This window comes from Photobacterium phosphoreum, from assembly GCF_002954725.1.
Lineage (GTDB): Bacteria > Pseudomonadota > Gammaproteobacteria > Enterobacterales > Vibrionaceae > Photobacterium > Photobacterium phosphoreum.
This window is the reverse complement of sequence record NZ_MSCQ01000001.1, coordinates 1,964,106-1,984,724: the sequence shown is the minus strand read 5'-3', so window position 1 is coordinate 1,984,724 and position 20,619 is coordinate 1,964,106. Positions and strand designations below refer to the sequence as shown.

21 protein-coding genes are annotated in these 20,619 nt (G+C 34.4%); 19 read left to right on the top strand and 2 right to left on the bottom strand.

Features of this window, described 5'->3' with window-relative positions; translation table 11 throughout:
- Window positions 1-86 precede the first annotated feature (86 nt).
- Together BTO21_RS08610 and aroC are read left to right on the top strand one after the other, a co-directional pair.
- A complete protein-coding gene (locus tag BTO21_RS08610) occupies window positions 87-1,169 on the top strand; it encodes an acyltransferase family protein (RefSeq protein WP_105026770.1) in 1,083 nt (360 codons plus the stop codon).
- 29 nt (window positions 1,170-1,198) lie between these two features.
- On the top strand, window positions 1,199-2,284 hold the full coding sequence (aroC, locus tag BTO21_RS08605; RefSeq protein WP_045031887.1) for a chorismate synthase: 1,086 nt from the start codon (window positions 1,199-1,201) through the stop codon (window positions 2,282-2,284).
- A gap of 331 nt (window positions 2,285-2,615) precedes the next feature.
- Here the strand turns inward: aroC and BTO21_RS08600 are convergent, their stop codons facing one another.
- Both BTO21_RS08600 and BTO21_RS08595 read right to left on the bottom strand, forming a co-directional pair.
- Entirely contained in the window at window positions 2,616-3,641 is a 1,026-nt protein-coding gene (locus BTO21_RS08600) for an IS110 family RNA-guided transposase (RefSeq protein WP_045031885.1), read from the bottom strand.
- A gap of 144 nt (window positions 3,642-3,785) precedes the next feature.
- The gene (locus BTO21_RS08595; protein ID WP_045031907.1) at window positions 3,786-4,403 is read right to left on the bottom strand and encodes a trimeric intracellular cation channel family protein; all 618 of its coding nucleotides are present in this window, start codon (window positions 4,401-4,403) and stop codon (window positions 3,786-3,788) included.
- Window positions 4,404-4,652: 249 nt separating this feature from the next.
- On the opposite strand from BTO21_RS08595, the gene BTO21_RS08590 reads away from it, so the two are divergent.
- The 17 genes from BTO21_RS08590 to BTO21_RS08510 all read left to right on the top strand — a co-directional run.
- Window positions 4,653-5,204, top strand: coding sequence for an elongation factor P hydroxylase (locus BTO21_RS08590; RefSeq protein ID WP_045031905.1), 552 nt, complete (start codon window positions 4,653-4,655; stop codon window positions 5,202-5,204).
- A 15-nt stretch (window positions 5,205-5,219) separates the two neighbouring features.
- Window positions 5,220-5,477, top strand: a complete 258-nt coding sequence (locus BTO21_RS08585; protein WP_045031883.1) for a YfcL family protein — start codon at window positions 5,220-5,222, stop codon at window positions 5,475-5,477.
- A gap of 115 nt (window positions 5,478-5,592) precedes the next feature.
- Window positions 5,593-6,480 carry a Wzz/FepE/Etk N-terminal domain-containing protein gene (locus BTO21_RS08580; protein ID WP_105026769.1) on the top strand — a complete coding sequence of 296 codons (888 nt, stop codon included), beginning with the start codon at window positions 5,593-5,595 and terminating at the stop codon, window positions 6,478-6,480.
- An 11-nt stretch (window positions 6,481-6,491) separates the two neighbouring features.
- A complete protein-coding gene (gene rffG, locus BTO21_RS08575; protein ID WP_045031880.1) occupies window positions 6,492-7,550 on the top strand; it encodes a dTDP-glucose 4,6-dehydratase in 1,059 nt (352 codons plus the stop codon).
- Between the two features lie 75 nt (window positions 7,551-7,625).
- A complete protein-coding gene (rfbA, locus tag BTO21_RS08570) occupies window positions 7,626-8,504 on the top strand; it encodes a glucose-1-phosphate thymidylyltransferase RfbA (protein ID WP_045031878.1) in 879 nt (292 codons plus the stop codon).
- Between the two features lie 13 nt (window positions 8,505-8,517).
- Window positions 8,518-9,411, top strand: a complete 894-nt coding sequence (rfbD, locus tag BTO21_RS08565; protein ID WP_205068427.1) for a dTDP-4-dehydrorhamnose reductase — start codon at window positions 8,518-8,520, stop codon at window positions 9,409-9,411.
- A gap of 20 nt (window positions 9,412-9,431) precedes the next feature.
- Window positions 9,432-9,974, top strand: coding sequence for a dTDP-4-dehydrorhamnose 3,5-epimerase (gene rfbC, locus BTO21_RS08560; RefSeq protein ID WP_045031875.1), 543 nt, complete (start codon window positions 9,432-9,434; stop codon window positions 9,972-9,974).
- Between the two features lies 1 nt (window position 9,975).
- Entirely contained in the window at window positions 9,976-11,202 is a 1,227-nt protein-coding gene (locus BTO21_RS08555) for a flippase (RefSeq protein WP_052672710.1), read from the top strand.
- A gap of 2 nt (window positions 11,203-11,204) precedes the next feature.
- Window positions 11,205-12,380: an O-antigen polymerase gene (locus tag BTO21_RS08550; RefSeq protein WP_105026768.1), complete on the top strand. Its 1,176-nt coding sequence runs from the start codon at window positions 11,205-11,207 to the stop codon at window positions 12,378-12,380.
- Window positions 12,373-13,290, top strand: coding sequence for a glycosyltransferase family 2 protein (locus BTO21_RS08545; protein WP_045031870.1), 918 nt, complete (start codon window positions 12,373-12,375; stop codon window positions 13,288-13,290). The genes BTO21_RS08550 and BTO21_RS08545 overlap by 8 nt, the downstream gene beginning before the upstream one ends.
- Window positions 13,291-13,296: 6 nt before the next feature.
- The gene (locus BTO21_RS08540) at window positions 13,297-14,154 is read left to right on the top strand and encodes a glycosyltransferase family 2 protein (protein WP_105026767.1); all 858 of its coding nucleotides are present in this window, start codon (window positions 13,297-13,299) and stop codon (window positions 14,152-14,154) included.
- Entirely contained in the window at window positions 14,154-15,239 is a 1,086-nt protein-coding gene (locus tag BTO21_RS08535) for a glycosyltransferase (RefSeq protein ID WP_045031867.1), read from the top strand. Before BTO21_RS08540 ends, BTO21_RS08535 begins: the two co-directional genes overlap by 1 nt.
- Entirely contained in the window at window positions 15,236-16,357 is a 1,122-nt protein-coding gene (locus BTO21_RS08530) for a glycosyltransferase family 4 protein (RefSeq protein ID WP_045031865.1), read from the top strand. Before BTO21_RS08535 ends, BTO21_RS08530 begins: the two co-directional genes overlap by 4 nt.
- A 1-nt stretch (window position 16,358) precedes the next feature.
- Window positions 16,359-16,955, top strand: coding sequence for a sugar transferase (locus BTO21_RS08525; RefSeq protein WP_045031863.1), 597 nt, complete (start codon window positions 16,359-16,361; stop codon window positions 16,953-16,955).
- Complete coding sequence (locus BTO21_RS08520) at window positions 16,952-17,578, top strand: acetyltransferase (protein WP_045031861.1); 627 nt, start codon at window positions 16,952-16,954, stop codon at window positions 17,576-17,578. Before BTO21_RS08525 ends, BTO21_RS08520 begins: the two co-directional genes overlap by 4 nt.
- A 9-nt stretch (window positions 17,579-17,587) precedes the next feature.
- The gene (locus BTO21_RS08515; RefSeq protein WP_045031859.1) at window positions 17,588-18,766 is read left to right on the top strand and encodes a DegT/DnrJ/EryC1/StrS family aminotransferase; all 1,179 of its coding nucleotides are present in this window, start codon (window positions 17,588-17,590) and stop codon (window positions 18,764-18,766) included.
- Between the two features lie 118 nt (window positions 18,767-18,884).
- On the top strand, window positions 18,885-20,619 hold a 1,735-nt coding region (locus BTO21_RS08510; RefSeq protein ID WP_045031903.1), incomplete at its 3' end, for a nucleoside-diphosphate sugar epimerase/dehydratase.

Here is a 20,619-nt window from a genome sequence, read left to right as displayed (position 1 = left end):
TTAATAAAAGCGATAGGTGAAAACCTATCGCTTTTAAATTATGCAGTATTGGAATAGAATTAAATTTTATTTTATGTATTAGATTTATGCGAGAAGATAACCGTAGATATGGTTCAATAGATGGGCTGAGAGCTATTTTGGCTATATCTGTATTTATACATCACTATGTCATAACATACGTATGGAAAACCAAAGGTATATGGGTTAGGCCTGAATCTGATTTTTATAATCACTTAGGACAAGCTAGTGTTGGATTTTTTTTCATCATTACCGGATACCTATTTACAAAAAAAATGATTTTAACTAAAAGTAATTGGTTAGATTTCTTTATAGGTAGAGTCTTCAGAATTTACCCTATTTATTTATTTTCAGCTTTTGTTGTTATACTATATTCATTTTATAGAACTGATTTTAGTTTACATGTTCCGATTAAATCATTCTTATTTGAGCTATATAATTGGGGGATGTTCGTTACTCCAAGTATTAATGGTAACAATAATGCAAGTTTAATGTTAGCTGGGGTTACATGGACCTTATCATATGAGTGTTTCTTTTATATCATGTTACCACTGTTATATTTTTCTTTTAATAAAATAAAGTTATTATTCATTATGTTAGCAGTTTTTGTTTTTTATTTAAGTATTGATCCTATTGTGATTGATTTTTATCACTGGACTTTTAATACTGTTATGTTCTCATTCTTCTTGTTTGGTTTTATTTGTGCTTTAGTTGAATTTAGAATAAAAAAAACAAATGTTAACGTAAATAATAAATATATATTCTGTACTGTTTTTATATTATTGTTTTTATTGTTTTTCTTATTTAAAACATCATTTGGATTTTATCAAAGTCTTATTATAGCAATAATTTTTTTATTATTTATTTATGGTTTTGATTTTAATGGATTATTAAAAAATAAAATCATGATTTATTTGGGGGATATCAGCTATAGTATTTACCTCATTCATGGTTTGGTTTTATATACAACATATACAATATTATTTCCTTCGTTATGTGCTAATTTATCATTTAATCAGTATATGCTTCTAATGCCAATAGTACTCTTAGTCGTTATTTTACTCTCAATGTTTACTTATACATATATAGAAAAACCAATGATAAAAATGGGGAAAGAGGTTAGTAAAAAATTAAAAAATAATGTAAATTAAATGTTGGAATTATATTAAGAGTATTACAGATGGCTGGAAATACCATAGGACAATTGTTTCGCGTTACTACCTTTGGCGAAAGTCATGGGGTGGCATTGGGCTGTATTATTGATGGCTGTCCACCGGGATTAGCACTTACTGAGGCCGACATGCAACACGATCTCGATCGTCGTCGCCCTGGTACTTCAAAATATACCACTCAACGTCGTGAAGCTGATGAAGTTAAAATTCTATCAGGCGTGTTTGAAGGTCAAACCACAGGAACATCGATTGGCTTATTGATTGAAAATACCGATCAACGTTCAAAAGATTACTCTAATATTCAGGATTTATTCCGTCCCGGTCACGCTGATTACACTTACCATCAAAAGTATGGGGTACGTGATTACCGTGGCGGTGGTCGTTCATCTGCACGTGAAACTGCCATGCGTGTTGCCGCAGGTGCTGTGGCTAAGAAATACCTAAAACAAGTACATGGCATCGAAGTATGTGCTTACTTATCACAAATGGGTGAGGTTAAAATTGATAAGGTTGATTGGCAACAAATCGAACAAAACGCCTTTTTCTGCCCAGATGTCGATAAAGTCGATGCTTTTGATGAGCTGATCCGTAATCTTAAAAAAGACGGTGATTCGATTGGCGCTAAAATTACTGTGGTTGCGCGTAATGTGCCCGTTGGTTTAGGTGAGCCGGTGTTTGATCGTTTAGATGCCGACATTGCGCATTCACTGATGAGTATCAATGCGGTTAAAGGGGTTGAGATTGGTGATGGTTTTGATGTGGTTGAGCAACGTGGTAGTGAACACCGTGATGCAATGACACTCCAAGGTTTTAAAACTAACCATGCTGGTGGCATCCTTGGTGGTATTTCTTCAGGACAAGATGTCATCGCACATATTGCCCTAAAACCGACCTCTAGCATCAGCGTTCCCGGTGAAACAATCACTAAGCAAGGTGAGTCAGCCGAAGTGATCACTAAAGGACGTCATGATCCATGTGTGGGTATTCGTGCAGTACCGATTGCTGAAGCGATGTTAGCGATCACTCTCATGGATCACTTGTTACGTAACCGCGGCCAAAATGCAGATGTCGTAACAACAACCCCGAAGATATAGATAGAGGTTTGTGGGGCGAGGGGAAGCAAGGGACGAGGTTTCTAGGATTTAGTTTTCTAGGGACGTATATGGACTCCCCGTGTAATGCAAGAGTTTGAGAAAGCGTGTTGGCAAGTGCACGTATATTCGGTTTCTTTATGGGGAGCTACCCCGAACCTGTATGGCTTCATTCACGTTGCAAGGATTCTATACGAGTTAAAGGTGTATCAACACCGTCGTCCCTCTCAGATTTTTCCTTGCCTGCTTTGATTACACGTTATCCACGGTTTCTTGCAACTACATTGGTGAGATATTGCACTTCATGTTACATCGCAACCTTATCTAAGCACTACTAAGCAGGCAGCTTTTCTTGGTAAGGTTGGTTTGATTTCAGCATGGCACAAGCCATCCTGACGGTCTTATTGGCTAATGCTATAACAACTTTATTAAAATGATTTCTTTCAAGTAAGGCTCTTAGCCAGCAACTAAGTTGATCTGATTTATCTTTGATATTACTAACGACAGATCTTGCCCCATGTACAACGACTGCACGTAATGTTCGATCTCCCTTTTTACTTATACCTAATAGCTTATTATGACCACCACTACCTGAATGAGCGGGGACTAAACCTATACTGGCACTTGCATCGCGTCCGCATTTATATGCTGAAGCATCGCCCATTCGAGCATAAAGTGCGCTGGCAACTATCCAGCCAATGCCTCTTAATGTCATTAGTAACTGACAGGCTGGTATTTGTTTAGCGTAAGCGATTAAATAATCAGTAACCTCCTGAATAGGCTTATCAAGTTCAATAAGCTGATTAAGAAGCTTATGTAAAACAAAACGGGCAGAAGAAGTTAATCCATTATTAGGATCTTCCAGTTCAAGAGGGAGTAAAGCGCGTAATTTAGTAATGCTCTGCGGGAATTTTATCCCATATTCCAAGGCAAAGCCTCTAATCCGATTTGATATCGCTGTTCGTTGTTTTATATAACTTTCTCTGAGATGCAACACACTTGCGATATCTTGCTGCTCAGTTGTTTTGACTGAAACAAAGTGTATGTCTGGACGTTGGGCAGCTTCATAAATAGCAAGGGAATGATTTGCATCATTCTTATTACCCGCTCGATACATCCTGACAATTTGAGCAGGGAGAAGATGAACATGATGCTTATTATTTTGAAAATATCGCCCCCAATAATGAGCAGAGCCACACGCTTCCATGTAAATCATAGATGCGGGGTATTGGGCTATAAATGCGACCATTTTAGCTTGAGACATTTTTTGATTAGACTTTAATTTTCCATGTTGATTAAACAATGCAACTTGAAAAACGTTTTTAGCGAGATCAATACAAATAGTGCTAGGCTTATTCATGGTATGGGCTCCTTTTTGGTTGACGCTATAACTGTAGCTGACAATGTCAGTAAGGTGGGGAGTCCATACCATTGAGGTAAAGAGGGAAGAATAGTCATTGTGAAGTGGAAGTTTCGCGATATTCTTTCCCTGCTTTCCTTGTTTTTAAGCTTCTGCTTCTTCGAACTTAAATACCGGTAAACTCCAGCTAAAGAACACTGCCGCCATACGTAAACCAAATCCAACCACTAATGTCACTAACGTCGTAATATCGGCAGGTACATTAAAGTGCAGCATGGTGATATACATAACACCCGCAAGAAACGACACTGACGCATAAAGCTCTTTATGCAATACCATTGGCTTACGACGAGTAATCATATCGCGTAACAACCCACCAAACACACCCGTTACTACCGCTGCTACAACACAAATAATCGGTGATAGCCCCATGGTGATCGCAACTTGGCAACCGATTATGCTAAATACAATCAAACCAATCGCATCAAGAATGATGAAAATCTTGTGAAAACGGACTACCCATTTACCTAATACGGTGGTGAGCAACCCAGCGATACAAGTGATCACTAAATATTGTGGGTGAGCTACCCAGCCGAGGGGATAATGGCCCAATAAAATATCACGTACAGTTCCGCCACCAATAGCAGTAGCACTTGCTACTAACATTACCCCGAACCAATCCATATGACGTTTACCTGCCGCTAATGCGCCCGTCATCGCTTCAGCAGTAATACCGATAATGTATAAAATAGAAAGCAGCATAATAAATGTGGCACCTGATATAAATTGCTGGAATAACAGCATTGTATTAGTGACGCATCTCAACTTCTAATGAAAAGAATTAAATTTGGTATGAGCTGAGTTCATGTAAAAATAATACTTATAGTTACAATATTTATATTGACGATAATGAATAAATTATAGTGAGAGTTCGCGCTCAGTTATGAAAACCTATATACTTCGTGCGTTAAATAATCATGGCACGTTAATTATAATTAAATGAAAACACATATAAAACATGACTATAACGATCTTATTCGTTTGTTTAATTCAGTCTTTTTGGAACGTTTAAATACTGAACTATTATTAGGTGGTGATGAGCCGATTTATCTTCCTGCCTCAGAGGAACGTCAGCACCATCAAATTATTTTTGCCCGTGGTTATTATGCCTCAGCGATGCATGAACTCGGACATTGGTGTATTGCTGGAGAAGCAAGACGATTATTGGAAGACTATGGTTATTGGTATCAACCAGATGGACGTAGCGCTGAAGTACAAGCCGCATTTGAAGTAGTTGAGATTAACCCACAAGCAATAGAGTGGATTTTATCAGCAAGTTGTGGGTTTAAGTATCAAGTAAGTTGCGATAATTTGAGTGGAAACTGCGAGCCTGATAGAGTTGGTTTTACTCTAAAAGTACGTCAGCAAGTTATCAGCTACTTAAACAATGGCATTCCTGAGCGTGCCAAAATGTTATCTGATGCATTTCGTGAATTTTATGGTATAGCGGCATTAACAGCTGCTAATTTTCCAAAGCCGATCCCATTAACAGATCATGCTTAACGACAAGGATAGAATATGATCCACGATTATGAAGAACAGCTATTACAGCTTATTGATGACAATATTGACAACGCAACGGATGATGAACTGTTTGCTGGTGGCTATTTACGTGGGCATATCTCACTTGCCGTTGCAAATTGTGAGCAACAAGGTATTACTGATATTGCGCAGATGCAGCATAAAGTAAAACAAAGCTTGTTAGATGCAAAAAGTGAACTCAGTCCAAGCGATTGGCAATTAGTGCAGCAATACAGTGATAAATTAATGGTGTAATTGCATTCTGTAGTATGTAGTTATGAGTAAGTTTTAAAATTAGAATGAATGTTTTGTGGGTGTATAGCATATCCCAAGGGCGGTAGCGTGTTTCTAAAATAGAATGGAAATTAATATGGTTCTATCACAAGATCAAGCTGATGAAGTTAGTTGTAATCAGATGTGTAGGGTGTTGTGGCAAGGGAAGATCTGGATAATATTTAGCATTTGTCTTTTTTCTTTGGTTGGAGGGTATTATAGTTTATCAATTAAGCCATTGTGGATAGTCTCTGGGACACTCTCCTATTCTAATAATACAAAAATAATTTATGGCAGGGAGGAGGGTAATCAAGGATTAGTTGATTATTATAAAAGATCAAATGGAAATGAGGAAAATAAAGCTATTGAACGTATAATTTCAAATAACGTTTTATTTGAAAAATTCTTTTCTTTATTTCAATCTTTCGAAAATAAGAAGGAGTTTATATTATCAAGTGAAATAATTAAAAGCTATATTCAGGATGAAAAAATAAAAATTGATAATAAATTTATTAATTTGATAGCTAGTAACCTTTCTATATCAAAGAATGGTAATGATATATATATATTAAAATTTAGAACGAAAAATTCTAAAAGTAGTGTTGATATTCTTAATTCATATATTAGATTTATTGAAAATGAAATAACCAAAGATAGTTTTTCTAAGTTGAATTTTTATTTCATTATAAATAAAAAACTTCCTAGTAAAAATATTATTTTTGCAAACAAAAATATAATAAATTTTGAATCATTTATTAATGACATAAGTCAAAGTAATACTATTGTAAAAAGAATAAAAAAAATAGATTACATTCCATTTAAAATAGAAAAAATAAGTTTTGATGAAAAACTAGAAAAACCAATAAAAATTTTAATGTCAAAAATAATATTTAGATGGTCTCTATTTTTGATTTTTGGATTCATGCTTGGTGTTTGTTGTGTTCTTATTAAAGACATATTTAACCAAAAAAACAACTATCAATAAGAGGTTTTTAAATGAAAATTCTTGTTACAGGTGGAGCTGGCTTTATTGGCTCGGCCGTGATTCGTTATATTATAAATAATACTCAAGATAGTGTTGTTAATGTAGATAAATTAACCTATGCGGGAAATTTAGAGTCTTTAATTGATATTGAAAATAGTGATCGTTATGCATTTGAGAAAGTCGATATTTGTGATCGTGCTGAACTAGATCGCATTTTTGCAAAGCATCAGCCGGATGCCATCATGCATTTAGCTGCTGAAAGCCATGTAGATCGTTCAATCGATGGCCCAGCGGCATTTATTGAAACTAATATTATTGGTACCTATACAATTTTAGAAGCGACACGTGCCTATTGGAATCAATTAGATGAATCTCGTAAGCAAGCATTTCGATTTCACCATATTTCAACTGATGAAGTATACGGTGATTTGGAAGGATCTGATGATTTGTTCACTGAAAAAACATCCTATGAGCCCTCAAGCCCCTATTCAGCCTCTAAAGCATCAAGCGATCATTTAGTTCGTGCTTGGCTCCGTACTTACGGTTTACCAACTATCGTAACTAACTGCTCAAATAATTATGGCCCATATCATTTCCCTGAAAAATTGATTCCGTTAATTATTTTAAATGCGTTAGACGGTAAAGCATTACCTGTTTACGGTAATGGCATGCAAATTCGTGATTGGCTATATGTAGAAGATCATGCATCAGCGCTTTATACCGTAGTCACTAAAGGCGAAGTTGGTGAAACCTATAATATTGGTGGTCACAATGAAAAAGCTAATATTGAAGTGGTAAAAACTATTTGTTCACTGCTTGAAGAGTTAGTACCCAATAAACCGCAAGGTGTAATTGAATACCAAAACTTAATTACTTACGTAACAGATCGCCCTGGACATGATATTCGTTATGCAATTGATGCCTCTAAGATCGCCCGTGAACTTGGCTGGAAACCAGCTGAAAGCTTTGAATCAGGTATTCGTAAAACAGTTGAATGGTATTTAGCTAATCAAAAATGGTGGAGTCGAGTATTAGATGGTTCATATAATCGCGAGCGTTTAGGTAGTTAATTTAGCATTCTTTTTCAATTTATCTTAGGCTAGTTTCCCTCTAACCTAAGAGATTATTAATCTCGGACCCTATTTATGAAAGGCATTATTTTAGCGGGTGGTTCAGGTACTCGTCTTTACCCAATTACCCGTGGTGTATCTAAGCAGTTATTACCAATATACGATAAGCCAATGATTTTTTACCCTCTATCAACATTAATGTTAGCGGGAATTAAAGATATTCTCATTATTACTACACCTGAAGATAATGAAAGTTTCCGTCGTCTACTTGGTGATGGTAGTGACTTTGGTATTAACCTTGAGTACGCGATTCAGCCTTCTCCTGACGGTTTAGCACAGGCATTTATTATTGGTGAAGAGTTTATTGGTAATGACAGTGTGTGTTTAGTATTGGGCGATAATATTTTTTATGGTCAATCATTTGGACAACAACTTAACAATGCTAAGAAACTAACTTCTCAAGGGATCGCAACAGTGTTTGGTTACCAAGTCAAAGACCCAGAGCGATTTGGTGTGGTTGAATTTGATGGCAATATGAAAGCTATTTCTATTGAAGAAAAACCGTTACAACCGAAATCAAATTATGCGGTAACAGGATTATATTTTTATGATAATCGTGTTGTTGAAATGGCTAAACAAGTAAAACCATCACACCGTGGCGAGTTTGAAATAACCACATTGAATGAAATGTACTTAAATGACGGTTCATTGAATGTTGAATTATTGGGCCGTGGATTTGCATGGCTTGATACGGGTACCCATGAAAGCTTGCATCAAGCATCTTCATTTGTTGAAACAGTACAAAATATCCAAGGCTTAAAAGTTGCTTGTTTAGAAGAAATAGCATGGCGTAATGGTTGGTTAACAACAGAGCAAGTACGGTTGTTAGCTGGACCAATGATGAAAAATGAATACGGTCAGTATTTAATGCGTGTTGTTTCTGAAGAAAAATAAGAAGTGAATAAACATTGTGAAAGTATTAATTACAGGTAGCAATGGTCAAGTAGGTAGCTGTTTATTAAAACAGCTACAATCTTGTCCTGAGATTGAATTTTTAGCTGTTGATAGAAATAAACTTGATATTACCTCTGAGCAAGATGTAATAAAAACTGTCAATGATTTCTTGCCGACTATTATTATTAATGCAGCTGCTCATACCGCTGTTGATAAAGCAGAAAATGAAGTTGAATTGTCTTATGCTATAAATCGAGATGGCCCTAAATATTTAGCGCAAGCCGCTGAGAAAGTTGGTGCAGCAATATTACATATATCAACAGATTATGTTTTTTCGGGTGATAAACAAGGCTTGTATAGTGAGTCTGATTCAGTTAGTCCGCAAGGTGTATATGGCGAAAGTAAATTAGCGGGTGAAGAAGCAGTTATTAATGCTTGCCCTCGCCATATTATTTTACGTACCGCGTGGGTGTTTGGTGAAGATGGCAATAATTTTGTTAAAACCATGCTTCGTTTAGCAAAGCAAAGAGATTCATTAGATATTGTTGCTGACCAGTTTGGTGGGCCAACTTATGCCGGTGATATTGCAGCTGCATTAATTGAAATAGCAAAAAAAATCACGGATTCAGATAATTTATTTGATACTGCTGACTATGGAATTTATCACTTTTCAGGTTTACCTCATGTAAGCTGGTGTGAGTTTTCACAAGAAATTTTTAATAAAGCAGTTGAGCAGGGATTATTAATTAAATCACCTGATGTTAAAGGAATTAAAACAGAAGGGTACCCAACGCCAGCTAAGCGTCCTGCAAATTCAACTTTAAATACCAATAAAATAACAACAGTATTTAATATTCCAGCAAGTAATTGGCAGTTAGCATTAGATGATCTGGTTGATTACGCTTAAGATTAAATTAGAGAAGAATAATGAAAGTTATAGATACTAGCATACCTGATGTAAAAATTATTGAACCGACTGTTTTTGGAGATGATCGCGGTTTCTTTATGGAAACTTGGAATCAAAATAAATTTGAAGACTTAGTCACGGGTAAGCCTACGAAATTTGTACAGGATAATCATTCAAAATCAAAAAAAGGTATTTTACGTGGGTTACATTATCAAACGGAGAATACCCAAGGTAAGTTAGTCCGTGTCGTTTCTGGTGAAGTATTTGATGTAGCGGTTGATATTCGTAAAGATTCAACGACGTTTGGTCAATGGGTAGGTGTTTATCTTTCTGCTGAAAACAAGCGTCAACTTTGGATCCCTGAAGGTTTTGCCCATGGATTTTATGTGATTAGTGATGAGGCTGAGTTCGTTTATAAGTGTACTGATTACTATAATCCGTCAGCTGAAATATCAATAGCTTGGAATGATTCTAATATTAAGGTTGATTGGCCATTGTCAAATGAACCCGTATTATCAGAAAAAGATGCTAATGCCTTAGAACTTATAATGTTGGATTATTAACATGTATAAGAATACACTTTTTAATATTATAGGTATGTTGATTCCAGGACTTATATCTATACCAGCGATGGCATATTTAGCGCGAGGGCTAAATGTTGAATTGTTTGGTATTCTTATGTTGTCATTTTCAATCCTAGGATATAGTGGGTTATTTGATGCAGGTATAACAAGAGCCGTTATTCGAAAAATCGCGACGCAAGATGGATTAGATTTTGATAAAAAGATAATGGGAACAGCATTAGTTTCAGTATTTTTTATATCAATTATTGCAGCTGTTGGTATCTATGTTGGTTCAAGTGGTATAACAAGTTTACTAAATGTAAGCTCAAATGAAGTAGTTGAAGTTACATCTTCAATAAAATGCTTAAGTATTATTATACCTTTCTTTCTTGTTGGTACTGTTGCTTTTGCGTATTTAGAGGGAAAACAAAAGTTTCTGGAGTTGAATAAATATAAAATATTTACAGGAACAATAATATCATTATTTCCTGTTGTAGCTGTATTTATTCATAATAGTTTGTTTTCTGCTATAGTTGGTTTATTAATTGCTCGAGTATTAGTATCTATTGTTGCCTTTTATTCCTGTTATAAGTATTTAGGGAAGAGTTTCTTATGCTTTAAGTGGAATATATTCTATGAGTTAATAACATTTGGAGGATGGATAACGTTATCAAATATTATTAGTCCTTTAATGGTATATGCGGATAGGTTTATTTTATCAAATATAATGGGAGCAGAAAAAGTAGCCTTCTTTGCTGCTCCTACTGATTTAATTCAGAAAATTAGTATCATTCCTGGATCGTTAGCTAAAACAATTTTTCCATATTTTAGTAAAAATTCAGATGATAGTGAAAAAATGGCAAGGCAAGCATATATTAGTTTAAGTCTTGTATTATTTGCTATATTAGTGCCATTATTCATTTTCTCAAAAGAGATATTGTCATTTTGGCTTGGTAGCGAATACGGTATCAATTCCACAGTTGTTTTGAAAGTTTTGATTGTTGGTTTTTTCTTTAATGCACTTGCTCAAATACCATTTTCACGAATTCAAGCTTTAGGTAATTCAAAACTTACTGCATATATTCATATGGCAGAAATAATTCCTTTCTTTATAGTTTTGTTTGTTTTAGTTCATTCATATGGATTTGTTGGAGCAGCTATAGCTTGGAGTATTCGAGTTATCCTTGATTTCATTGTTCTTGAATATTTTTCTAGGAAGATGTATTAATTATGAATTACTCAATATATGCAACGTGCATTATTACATTTTTTTGTATTATTGCTTATTATAGAAGAATGTCTCTATTTTCACCTCTCGTAATTAATTGTATGTGTTGGTATGTCACATTTACTCCTGGAATGTTTTTTAGTAATGTGTATTATCCGATAAAAGATAATATGTTTATTTATTGGCTAATTTGGTTTTTTATATTAAATACCTTATTTATACTATTACATCCGAGCAATCAATTAATTAAGTCATCAATAGCCAAAAAGAGAGAAATTAAAATACCCTACCAATATGGCGTATTTTTATTATGTGGTGTATTACTTTATCGAACTTGGATTGTAGGATCTACTGGTCCGGAGCATTTTTTACTTAACTTGAGATTAGGTGCAATTGGTTTAGAGGGGTTTCAACAGTTAGGAATTATCACACGATTCTATCCATTGATCTTTGTATTATTTACATTTGAAATTATGTTTAACAAAAAAAACAATAAAATAAAAATGATTTCATTATGGTGCTGGATGATATTATACGCTATTGCGACAATGGGTAAATATTCAGTGTTAATTCCAGTATTAACATGGATTGTGTGTAAGGGATTATCTAACGAACTTGATTTTAGAAAGTTAATAAAAGTTGTTATAATTACTGTCATTTTAATGTTTATTATGCAAATTATGAGATCTGGTGACTCATCTGCTGGAAATATTAATATATTAAAAATATTATCTGTTTATACTTATTCACCATTTGTTGCTTTAGGCTATCTTAATTTTGATACTCACTTTGGTTTTGGTACACATGTGTTTAGGTTTCTATATGCAGTAGGGTATTATTTAGGTTTAAGTCCTGCACCAATAAATCTAATTTCTGGATATGTAGAAGTACCTATATTAACAAATACATATACTGTCTTATATCCTTTTGTAAGTGATTTTAGTTCAGTTGGTGTAAGTTTTTTTGCTGTTGTATATGGCATAATTTTTGGTGGGTTATATCGATTAGGTGCTTATAGAAGTCCTTTCTATATCATATTATATGTAGTTCTAATTTCGTATTTGTTTACGCAGTTTTTTGGTGAAGGCATTTTTTCAGTATTATCTGCTAATATCCAAATGACACTTTGCCTTTTGTTTTTATTCTTTATATCTAGACGAGTTAAATTAAATGATTGATATATTAATGGCAACCTATAATGGTTCAAACTATATAAGAAACCAGTTATTATCATTGCAGCAACAAACTGAGAATGATTGGTTTTTATATATAAGAGATGACGGTTCAACAGATGATACTATAGAAATAATTAATGATTTTTCTAGTAAAGATAATCGTATTAAAGTGATCACTGACTCATTAGGTAATCTTGGTCCTGGGAAAACATTCTTAGAACTTACAAAATATTCAACATCTGATTATGTTGTATTTTGTGATCAAGATGATATTTGGTTTGAGAAAAAAATCGAAAATCTTCTTGCGTGTGCAGAGAATAAATTATCAGATGATAAACCGGGTTTAGTTTATTGTGATGGTTATGGTTATAATAGTGAAAAGGGTGTTATTTCTTTAAACAGTATATCAAGAGCCCATGCTGAAAATTTAAATGAATTCTTATTTTTTAATGCTGGGTATCAAGGTTGTTCAATGTTTTTTAACCGAAAACTTTGCCACTTAGCTCAGAGCTATAATAATAATTTCTATATGCATGATGATATTGTTTCTTTATTAGCTCATACATTTGGTGATGTTTACTTTTTAGATGAAGCATTAATGCTATACCGTCAACACTCCAATAATGTAACAGGAAATATTCAAGCAGGTTTTTCTGGTTTTGTTAAAAGAGCTATTAATTTTGATGGTTATGTAATATCAAAGAAACATTATGAAGAGAAGAAATGTTTCTTTGATTTTTACAAAGATGAATTAAATAACTCTCAAATAGAGATATTCAATGCTTATTTTGATTTTCCTCATCAGTCACTAACGACACGGATTAGATCAATTTTCAAGCATAATTTATCAGAAGGTGGTAATCAGATTAAATTGTTGTCAAAAACAATTTTACGTCATCCATTAGAAAAGTAAAATTTTATGTTAATTTCAGTTGTAACACCAACTTATAATAGAGCACATCTACTTGAAAGATTAATTAAATCACTAAAAAATCAAACGCAATTCAATTTTGAATGGATAGTTATTGATGATGGAAGCGTTGATAATACAAAGGAAGTTATTAGTGAATTAACCACAGAATCAAAATTCACTATAAAATATGTATATCAGGAAAATCAAGGTAAACATGTAGCATTAAATGTTAGTTTTTCAGAGGCAAAAGGCGATTATCTAATTATATTAGATAGTGATGATATATTAGCTAATAATGCAATTGAAATAATTGAAAGACAGTTTAATTTGGCTAAAGATATCGATATTATTAGTTTCTGTAATAAAACTCTTGATAATAAAGATGTTGGGAATATGCTTCATGGTTTTATTTGTTCTCAATTAGAATATAGTTATAAATATAAGGGAACAGGTGATAGAACAGAAGTATTTAGCAAAAAAGTTTATGATAACTATCGTTTCCCCGTCTTTTCTGGTGAAAAATTTTGTCCAGAAGCATTGGTCTGGAATCGAATGGCACTTAAGCATAAGACTAAATATGTTAAAGATGTTATTTATTTCTGTGAATATCAAGTTAATGGCTTATCGTCAAAAATTATTGAAATTAGAGCAAAGTCACCAAATGCGACATTACTTTATTATCGTGAACTTTTAAATAATCCAATACCAAAACTGGAGAAAATTAAAGCCTGCATTAATTATTGGCGATTTGTGTGTCATTCAAACAAACCTCTAGTTAAAAAAACGCTTGGTGCAATTACATTCTATGACTTTATATCAGTACCTTTTGGGGTGCTCTATTTTTTAAAAGATAAATATTTATAATGAAAATATTATATATGACCACTGGCCTTGGCCTTGGTGGTGCAGAAACTCAGGTTTGTAACTTATGCGACCAATTTGTTGAATTAGGCCACGATGTTTCACTCGCATATTTATTGGAACCGCAAGTTATTAAACCACAAAGTGATCAAGTATCTATTTATCCATTAGGTTTAACACGCTCTCCTCTTAGTTTATTTGGTACTTTTTATCGACTAGTTAAATTAATTAAGAAGTTACAACCTGATGTAATTCATACACATATGGTGCATGCAAACTTAATTGCACGTATTGCCTCTATTTTTGCAAAAACTCCAGTGCTTATTTCAACAGCACATAGTGCGAATGAAGGCAGTAAATTACGTATGTTAGCGTATAGGTTAACTAATCCTTTAGCCAACATGACGACAAACGTAAGTCAAAAAGCAGTAGAAGCTTTTATTGAACAGGGGGCAGCAACAGCAAATACCATTGATATGGTACCTAATGGTATTAATACTGATCAATTCTCGTCAAATAAACAGCTACAAGCTCAAGTAAAAGAAACATTTGGTGTAATGGAAAATGAGCGCATGGTTCTTGCCGTTGGTCGTAATGATCCCGCTAAAGACTATACCAACTTGTTAGAAGCAATTGTATTACTTCCTCAAGATAATATGGCAAAGTTTTTTGTTGTTGGGCTTAATGTTGAAAATCTAGTACCATTAGCTAAAGAATTAGGTATTAGTGATCGAGTATCATTTTTAGGTTTACGGCGTGATATTTCAGATCTTATGGCTGCAGCTGACATCTTCATTATGTCTTCTGCATGGGAAGGTTTACCTATTGTTATAGGCGAAGCTATGGCCAGTGAATGTGCAGTTATTACTACTGACGCAGGAGGTGCAGCTCAGTGGTTACCTAATCGTGATTATATTGTGCCAATTAAAAATGCATCAGCTTTAAGTCAGGGATTAAATCAATTAATTCATTTATCAGAAACAGAGCTAGATAATATTGGTCGCCAAAATCGTGATTATATTATTGAACATTTTAGTTTAAAGTCTGTTACTCAAACATGGCTTAATATTTATAATAAATTCTTATGAAAATACTCCAAGTTACCACCGTCGTAACAACATTAAATGCATTTCTTTTACCTTATGCAAAAGCATTTAAAGCTTTAGGGTGGCAGGTTGATGCTGCAGCCGAAGGTGTAAATGATTTTCCTGGTGTTATTGCTGCACATGATAATGTTTATAATATTGATTTTTGTCGTAACCCTCTAAAAATAAAGCAGTTACTTTCATCTGTTGTTCAGATTCGACGCTTAATAAAGAGGAATGGTTATGATGTTGTACACGTACATACACCAATAGCAGCTTTTTTAACTCGTTTAGCTGCGGTTGGATTAAGAAATACAAAAATATTTTATACTGCACATGGTTTTCATTATATAAATACAAATACCAAAGTTAAGAATTTAATTTTTTACTTGGCTGAGAAAATAGCTTCATTTAAAACAGATCATCTGTTTGTTATTAATAATGATGACTATAGGTTTGCGATTGATAAAAAAATAGCGCCAAAAGATAAGGTCACCAAAATATATGGTATTGGTGTTGATGAAAGTTTATATCAGTTTAATGCAGATATGCGAATTCAAAAACGACAACAGCTTAATGTTGAAAATGAATTTGTTATTTTGCAAATAGCTGAACTAAATCATAATAAGAATCAGCAACAAGTGTTACATGCATTAGCAAAATTAAAGCAGCAACAGCTTGGTGAATTTAAATATATATTGGCAGGAGTTGGGCTAGAGCTGCAGCAATTAGAGCTGTTGACTAAACAATTGAATCTAACTGATGATGTTCAGTTTCTTGGATTTCGGAATGATGTACAAGACTTAATATCAGCAGCTGACGTAGTATGTCTATCATCTCAACGGGAAGGCTTGCCACGTTGTATTATGGAAGCAATGTGTGCTGAGCGTCCAATCATAGCAAGCAATATTCGTGGTTGTAATGATTTATTATCATCAGGTTGTGGTGAGTTAGTTCAATATAATGATACTGAGGCTTGGGTTGCAGGTTTTACAACGCTGATTCAAAACCCAGAATTACGCTTAACAATGGGGCGTAAAGGGTTACAAGAAATCAAAAAAAATTATACAGAAAAAGATGTCGTTAGTTCGGTTATCGATATCTATCAAAGGTATGTTTAGTATGAAACGTCTATTCGATATTATTGTTTCTATTATCGCGTTAATTTTATTATCACCTGTTATTGCTATTACTGCTTATTTTATTAGGAAAAAATTAGGCTCTCCGGTGCTATTTCGTCAAGTGCGTCCTGGATTAAATGGTAAGCCATTTGAGATGATCAAATTTCGTACAATGCGTGATGCGGTTGATAAAAACGGTAATGCATTACCAGATAAAGAGCGAATGACTACTTTTGGTCATAAGTTACGAAATAGTAGCTTGGATGAATTACCAGAATTATTAAACGTATTAAAAGGTGATATGAGTCTTGTTGGGCCAAGACCATTGTTGATGCAGTATTTACCACTTTATAACCAGCACCAGCAACGTCGTCATAATGTACGGCCTGGTGTAACGGGATGGGCCCAAATAAATGGCCGTAATGCTATTAGTTGGGAACAAAAATTTGATTTAGATGTTTGGTATGTTGATAATCAAGCATTTATTTTAGATTTAAAAATTCTATTCTTAACAGTTAAGAAAGTGTTAGTAAAAGATGGTATTAGCGCTGATGGGCATGTCACAATTGAACCGTTTAAAGGGACAAAGCCAGAGTGAAAAAATTAGCGATTGTTGGGGCTGGAGGCCATAGCAAAGTCGTAGCTGAAATTGCTCAGTTAAATGGATGGACATCGTTAGACTTTTTTGATGATCGTTGGCCGACATTAACACAATTTAGTGATTATACTGTTGTGGGGAATATCCAGTCTCTTTATAAGAATATTGTTGACTATGATGGTGTGATTATTGCTATTGGTAATAATGAAATAAGGGCTAAATTATATTTAACGTTGGTAGCTCAAGATGCTAATTTTATTTCATTAATTCATCCACGAGCAATTATAAGTACAAGAACAAAAATTGGTAATGGTACTGTTATTATGGCTAATGTAGTGATAAATCCAGATGTAGTTATAGGCAGTAATTGTATAATTAATAGTAGTTCAGTAATAGAACATGACTGTTTTATTAATGACCATGTCCACATTTGTCCTAATACTGCTCTTGCCGGTGAGGTGAAAGTAGATAAAAAAGCATGGATAGGAATTGGTTCTACTGTTATCCAGCAAATAAATATTGGTGAAAATGTATTTGTTGGTGCAGGATCAACGGTAATCCATGATATACCAAATGAATTAAAAGTTGTTGGTACGCCAGCAAGAAAAATAACGAATAACTAGGAGCTTATTGTGCTTAATACCCATTTTTCACCATGGCCGTCGTTTACAGAACAAGAAGCCAATGCTGTTAGTCGAGTTCTATTATCTAATAAAGTAAATTATTGGACTGGTACTGAATGTCGTCAGTTTGAAAAAGAATTTGCTGAGTGGGTCGGATGCGATTACGCGATCGCACTAGGTAATGGCACATTAGCGTTAGATTTAGCGCTAAAAGCTATTGGGGTTACGTCTGGAGATGATGTAATTACGACTTCTCGAACATTTTTAGCAACAGCATCATCAATCGTGACTGCTGGTGCAAACCCTGTTTTTGCTGATGTTGATTTAAATAGCCAAAATATTACTGCAGCGACTATTGAAGCCGTCATAACACCAAAAACAAAAGCAGTTATTGTGGTGCATTTAGCAGGTATGCCTGCTGAAATGGATGAGATAATGGCACTATCTGAAAAGCATGGTTTCTATGTTATAGAAGATTGTGCTCAAGCACATGGCGCTATCTATAAAGGTCGTGCGGTTGGCACGATTGGTCATATTGGTGCTTGGTCATTTTGCCAAGATAAAATTATGACAACAGGTGGTGAAGGTGGCATGGTGACCACCAATAATCATGATTTTTGGTCGACAATGTGGGCTTATAAAGATCACGGTAAAAGCTATGATGCTATTTATAACCGCCAGCACCCAGCAGGTTTTCGTTGGTTACATGAATCTTTTGGTACTAATTGGCGTATGACTGAAATGCAGGGAGTTATTGGTCGTATTCAATTAACACGCATGTCAGAATGGACTGAGAAGCGTCAACAGTACGGTAAAATGTTAGATGATGCTGTAGCTGAATTTAATATTATTCGAACAGTTAATGTGCCTGAATATAGTCAACATGCTGAGTATAAGCATTATATGTTTATTCAATCTGAGTTTTTAGCTGAGGGTTGGAGTCGAGATCGTATTGTCGATGAAATTGTAAAATTAGGCGTACCAGCTTATCAGGGGAGCTGTTCTGAAATATACAAAGAAAAAGCATTTTATAATACAGCTTGGCGTCCGAAGCATGCTTTACCGAATGCTGTTGAGTTAGGTGAAACCAGCTTAATGTTTTTAGTGCATCCAACCTTAACCGCTGATGAAATACAAAAAACATGTGTGGTTATTCAGCAAGTTTTAGTTAAAGCATCACGTAATTAAATATATTAACTGTAGTTTTAAATAAAGCGGTATATTGCCGCTTTTATATTATAGAGAACTTATCATCTATAATATTTAATAAAATATAAGATAAGTAAATGTTATTTTCTGAGGATATATGGCTATTATTGATGCTTTTTTCTCAATTCCTAGACCTTATAAGCGAGTTATAAGTGTCTGTATTGATCTTGTTTTTATACAAATTGCTTTTTGGGGTGCTTTTTGGACCCGCTTAGGTGAGTTTGATCAAACGCGTAGTATTGATTATTGGTATTTAGTGTCATTTTTATCGGTAATCACTATTACGTGCTTTATTCGAATTGGTTTTTATCGTGCTATTTTACGCTATTTAAGTGTGCATGCGATATTTACACTCGCAATTGGATCTTTAGTATCAAGTGTTGTCTTTGTACTCGCCACATACTTTTTTGGTATTTGGGTGCCGAGAACTGTCGCTGTTATTTATTTAGCTTATTTATTTTTATTGACAGGTGGAGCACGACTTTCTATTCGCGTATTTTTTGCTCAGCTTGAAATGAAGCGAAAGCCTAATGTAATAGTCTATGGTGCAGGTGTTGCTGGGCGACAATTAGTGAACTTATTACGTCAAGGTGATGAGCTAAATCCTGTGGTTTATATTGATGATAATCACAAACTGCAACGTAGTGTATTACAAGGGTTAACAGTATATAAGCGTGAACAGTTATCACGATTAGTCGCTAAATTTGATGTTAAGCAAGTTCTATTAGCTATGCCAAGCGCAACACGTAGTCAGCGTAAAGCGATTGTCACTGCATTAGTTGATCTTCCTGTTGAAGTGTTATCTATTCCTAATCTTGATGCTATTGTGCATGATAATGTGTCATTAGATCAGTTACATGATGTGCCAATTGAAGACCTGTTAGGCCGTGAATCTGTGTTACCTAATGAACACTTAATGGAAGCAAATATTAAGCATAAAGTCGTTATGGTGACAGGTGCAGGCGGCTCTATTGGCTCTGAGTTGTGCCGACAGATTGTTTTACATCAACCACAAACATTATTACTTTTTGAGCTATCTGAGTTCGCGCTATATACCATTGAAAAAGAATTATCAGAATATATCGCCAAACGTGGTTTAGACGTTGAATTAATTCCATTACTAGGTTCAGTACAACGAATTAATCGCCTTGAAACTATTATGACAGCATTTAAAGTTGATACTATTTATCATGCGGCAGCTTATAAACATGTACCAATGGTTGAATACAATGTTGTCGAAGGTGTGCGGAATAATGTTTTTGGTACTTTTTATACCGCTCAAGCAGCAATTAATTCAAGGGTATCTTCATTTGTATTAATATCTACTGATAAAGCCGTTAGACCAACGAATGTCATGGGTACAACTAAGCGCATGGCAGAGCTTGGTTTACAGGCATTAGCAGAGCAAGAAGCTTTAAAGGTAGGTGGCACACGTTTTTGTATGGTACGTTTTGGAAATGTGCTTGGCTCTTCAGGTTCGGTGATTCCATTATTTAAACGTCAGATCAAAGAAGGTGGGCCAATTACTATTACTCACCCTGATATAATTCGTTATTTTATGACTATTCCAGAAGCCGCGCAGTTAGTGATTCAAGCTGGTGCGATGGGGAAAGGAGGGGATGTTTTTGTGCTTGATATGGGCAAACCTGTCAAAATAGTTAATTTAGCGGAGAATTTGGTTAAATTATCCGGTCTTGAAGTGAAGTCTGAACAGAACCCTTACGGTGATATTGAGTTTAAATATACTGGATTACGCCCTGGTGAAAAGTTATACGAAGAGCTATTAATTGGTGATAATGTTAATGAAACCGAGCATAGCCGTATTATGACGT

What these genes read in the sequence shown, in the direction of transcription:
- BTO21_RS08610 (WP_105026770.1), top strand. Translation starts at nt 87, where the DNA reads ATGCGAGAAGATAACCGTAGATATGGTTCAATAGATGGGCTGAGAGCT.
- aroC (WP_045031887.1), top strand. Translation starts at nt 1,199, where the DNA reads ATGGCTGGAAATACCATAGGACAATTGTTTCGCGTTACTACCTTTGGC.
- BTO21_RS08600 (WP_045031885.1), bottom strand. Translation starts at nt 3,641, where the DNA reads ATGAATAAGCCTAGCACTATTTGTATTGATCTCGCTAAAAACGTTTTT.
- BTO21_RS08595 (WP_045031907.1), bottom strand. Translation starts at nt 4,403, where the DNA reads ATGCTGCTTTCTATTTTATACATTATCGGTATTACTGCTGAAGCGATG.
- BTO21_RS08585 (WP_045031883.1), top strand. Translation starts at nt 5,220, where the DNA reads ATGATCCACGATTATGAAGAACAGCTATTACAGCTTATTGATGACAAT.
- BTO21_RS08580 (WP_105026769.1), top strand. Translation starts at nt 5,593, where the DNA reads ATGGTTCTATCACAAGATCAAGCTGATGAAGTTAGTTGTAATCAGATG.
- rffG (WP_045031880.1), top strand. Translation starts at nt 6,492, where the DNA reads ATGAAAATTCTTGTTACAGGTGGAGCTGGCTTTATTGGCTCGGCCGTG.
- rfbA (WP_045031878.1), top strand. Translation starts at nt 7,626, where the DNA reads ATGAAAGGCATTATTTTAGCGGGTGGTTCAGGTACTCGTCTTTACCCA.
- rfbC (WP_045031875.1), top strand. Translation starts at nt 9,432, where the DNA reads ATGAAAGTTATAGATACTAGCATACCTGATGTAAAAATTATTGAACCG.
- BTO21_RS08555 (WP_052672710.1), top strand. Translation starts at nt 9,976, where the DNA reads ATGTATAAGAATACACTTTTTAATATTATAGGTATGTTGATTCCAGGA.
- BTO21_RS08550 (WP_105026768.1), top strand. Translation starts at nt 11,205, where the DNA reads ATGAATTACTCAATATATGCAACGTGCATTATTACATTTTTTTGTATT.
- BTO21_RS08545 (WP_045031870.1), top strand. Translation starts at nt 12,373, where the DNA reads ATGATTGATATATTAATGGCAACCTATAATGGTTCAAACTATATAAGA.
- BTO21_RS08540 (WP_105026767.1), top strand. Translation starts at nt 13,297, where the DNA reads ATGTTAATTTCAGTTGTAACACCAACTTATAATAGAGCACATCTACTT.
- BTO21_RS08535 (WP_045031867.1), top strand. Translation starts at nt 14,154, where the DNA reads ATGAAAATATTATATATGACCACTGGCCTTGGCCTTGGTGGTGCAGAA.
- BTO21_RS08530 (WP_045031865.1), top strand. Translation starts at nt 15,236, where the DNA reads ATGAAAATACTCCAAGTTACCACCGTCGTAACAACATTAAATGCATTT.
- BTO21_RS08525 (WP_045031863.1), top strand. Translation starts at nt 16,359, where the DNA reads ATGAAACGTCTATTCGATATTATTGTTTCTATTATCGCGTTAATTTTA.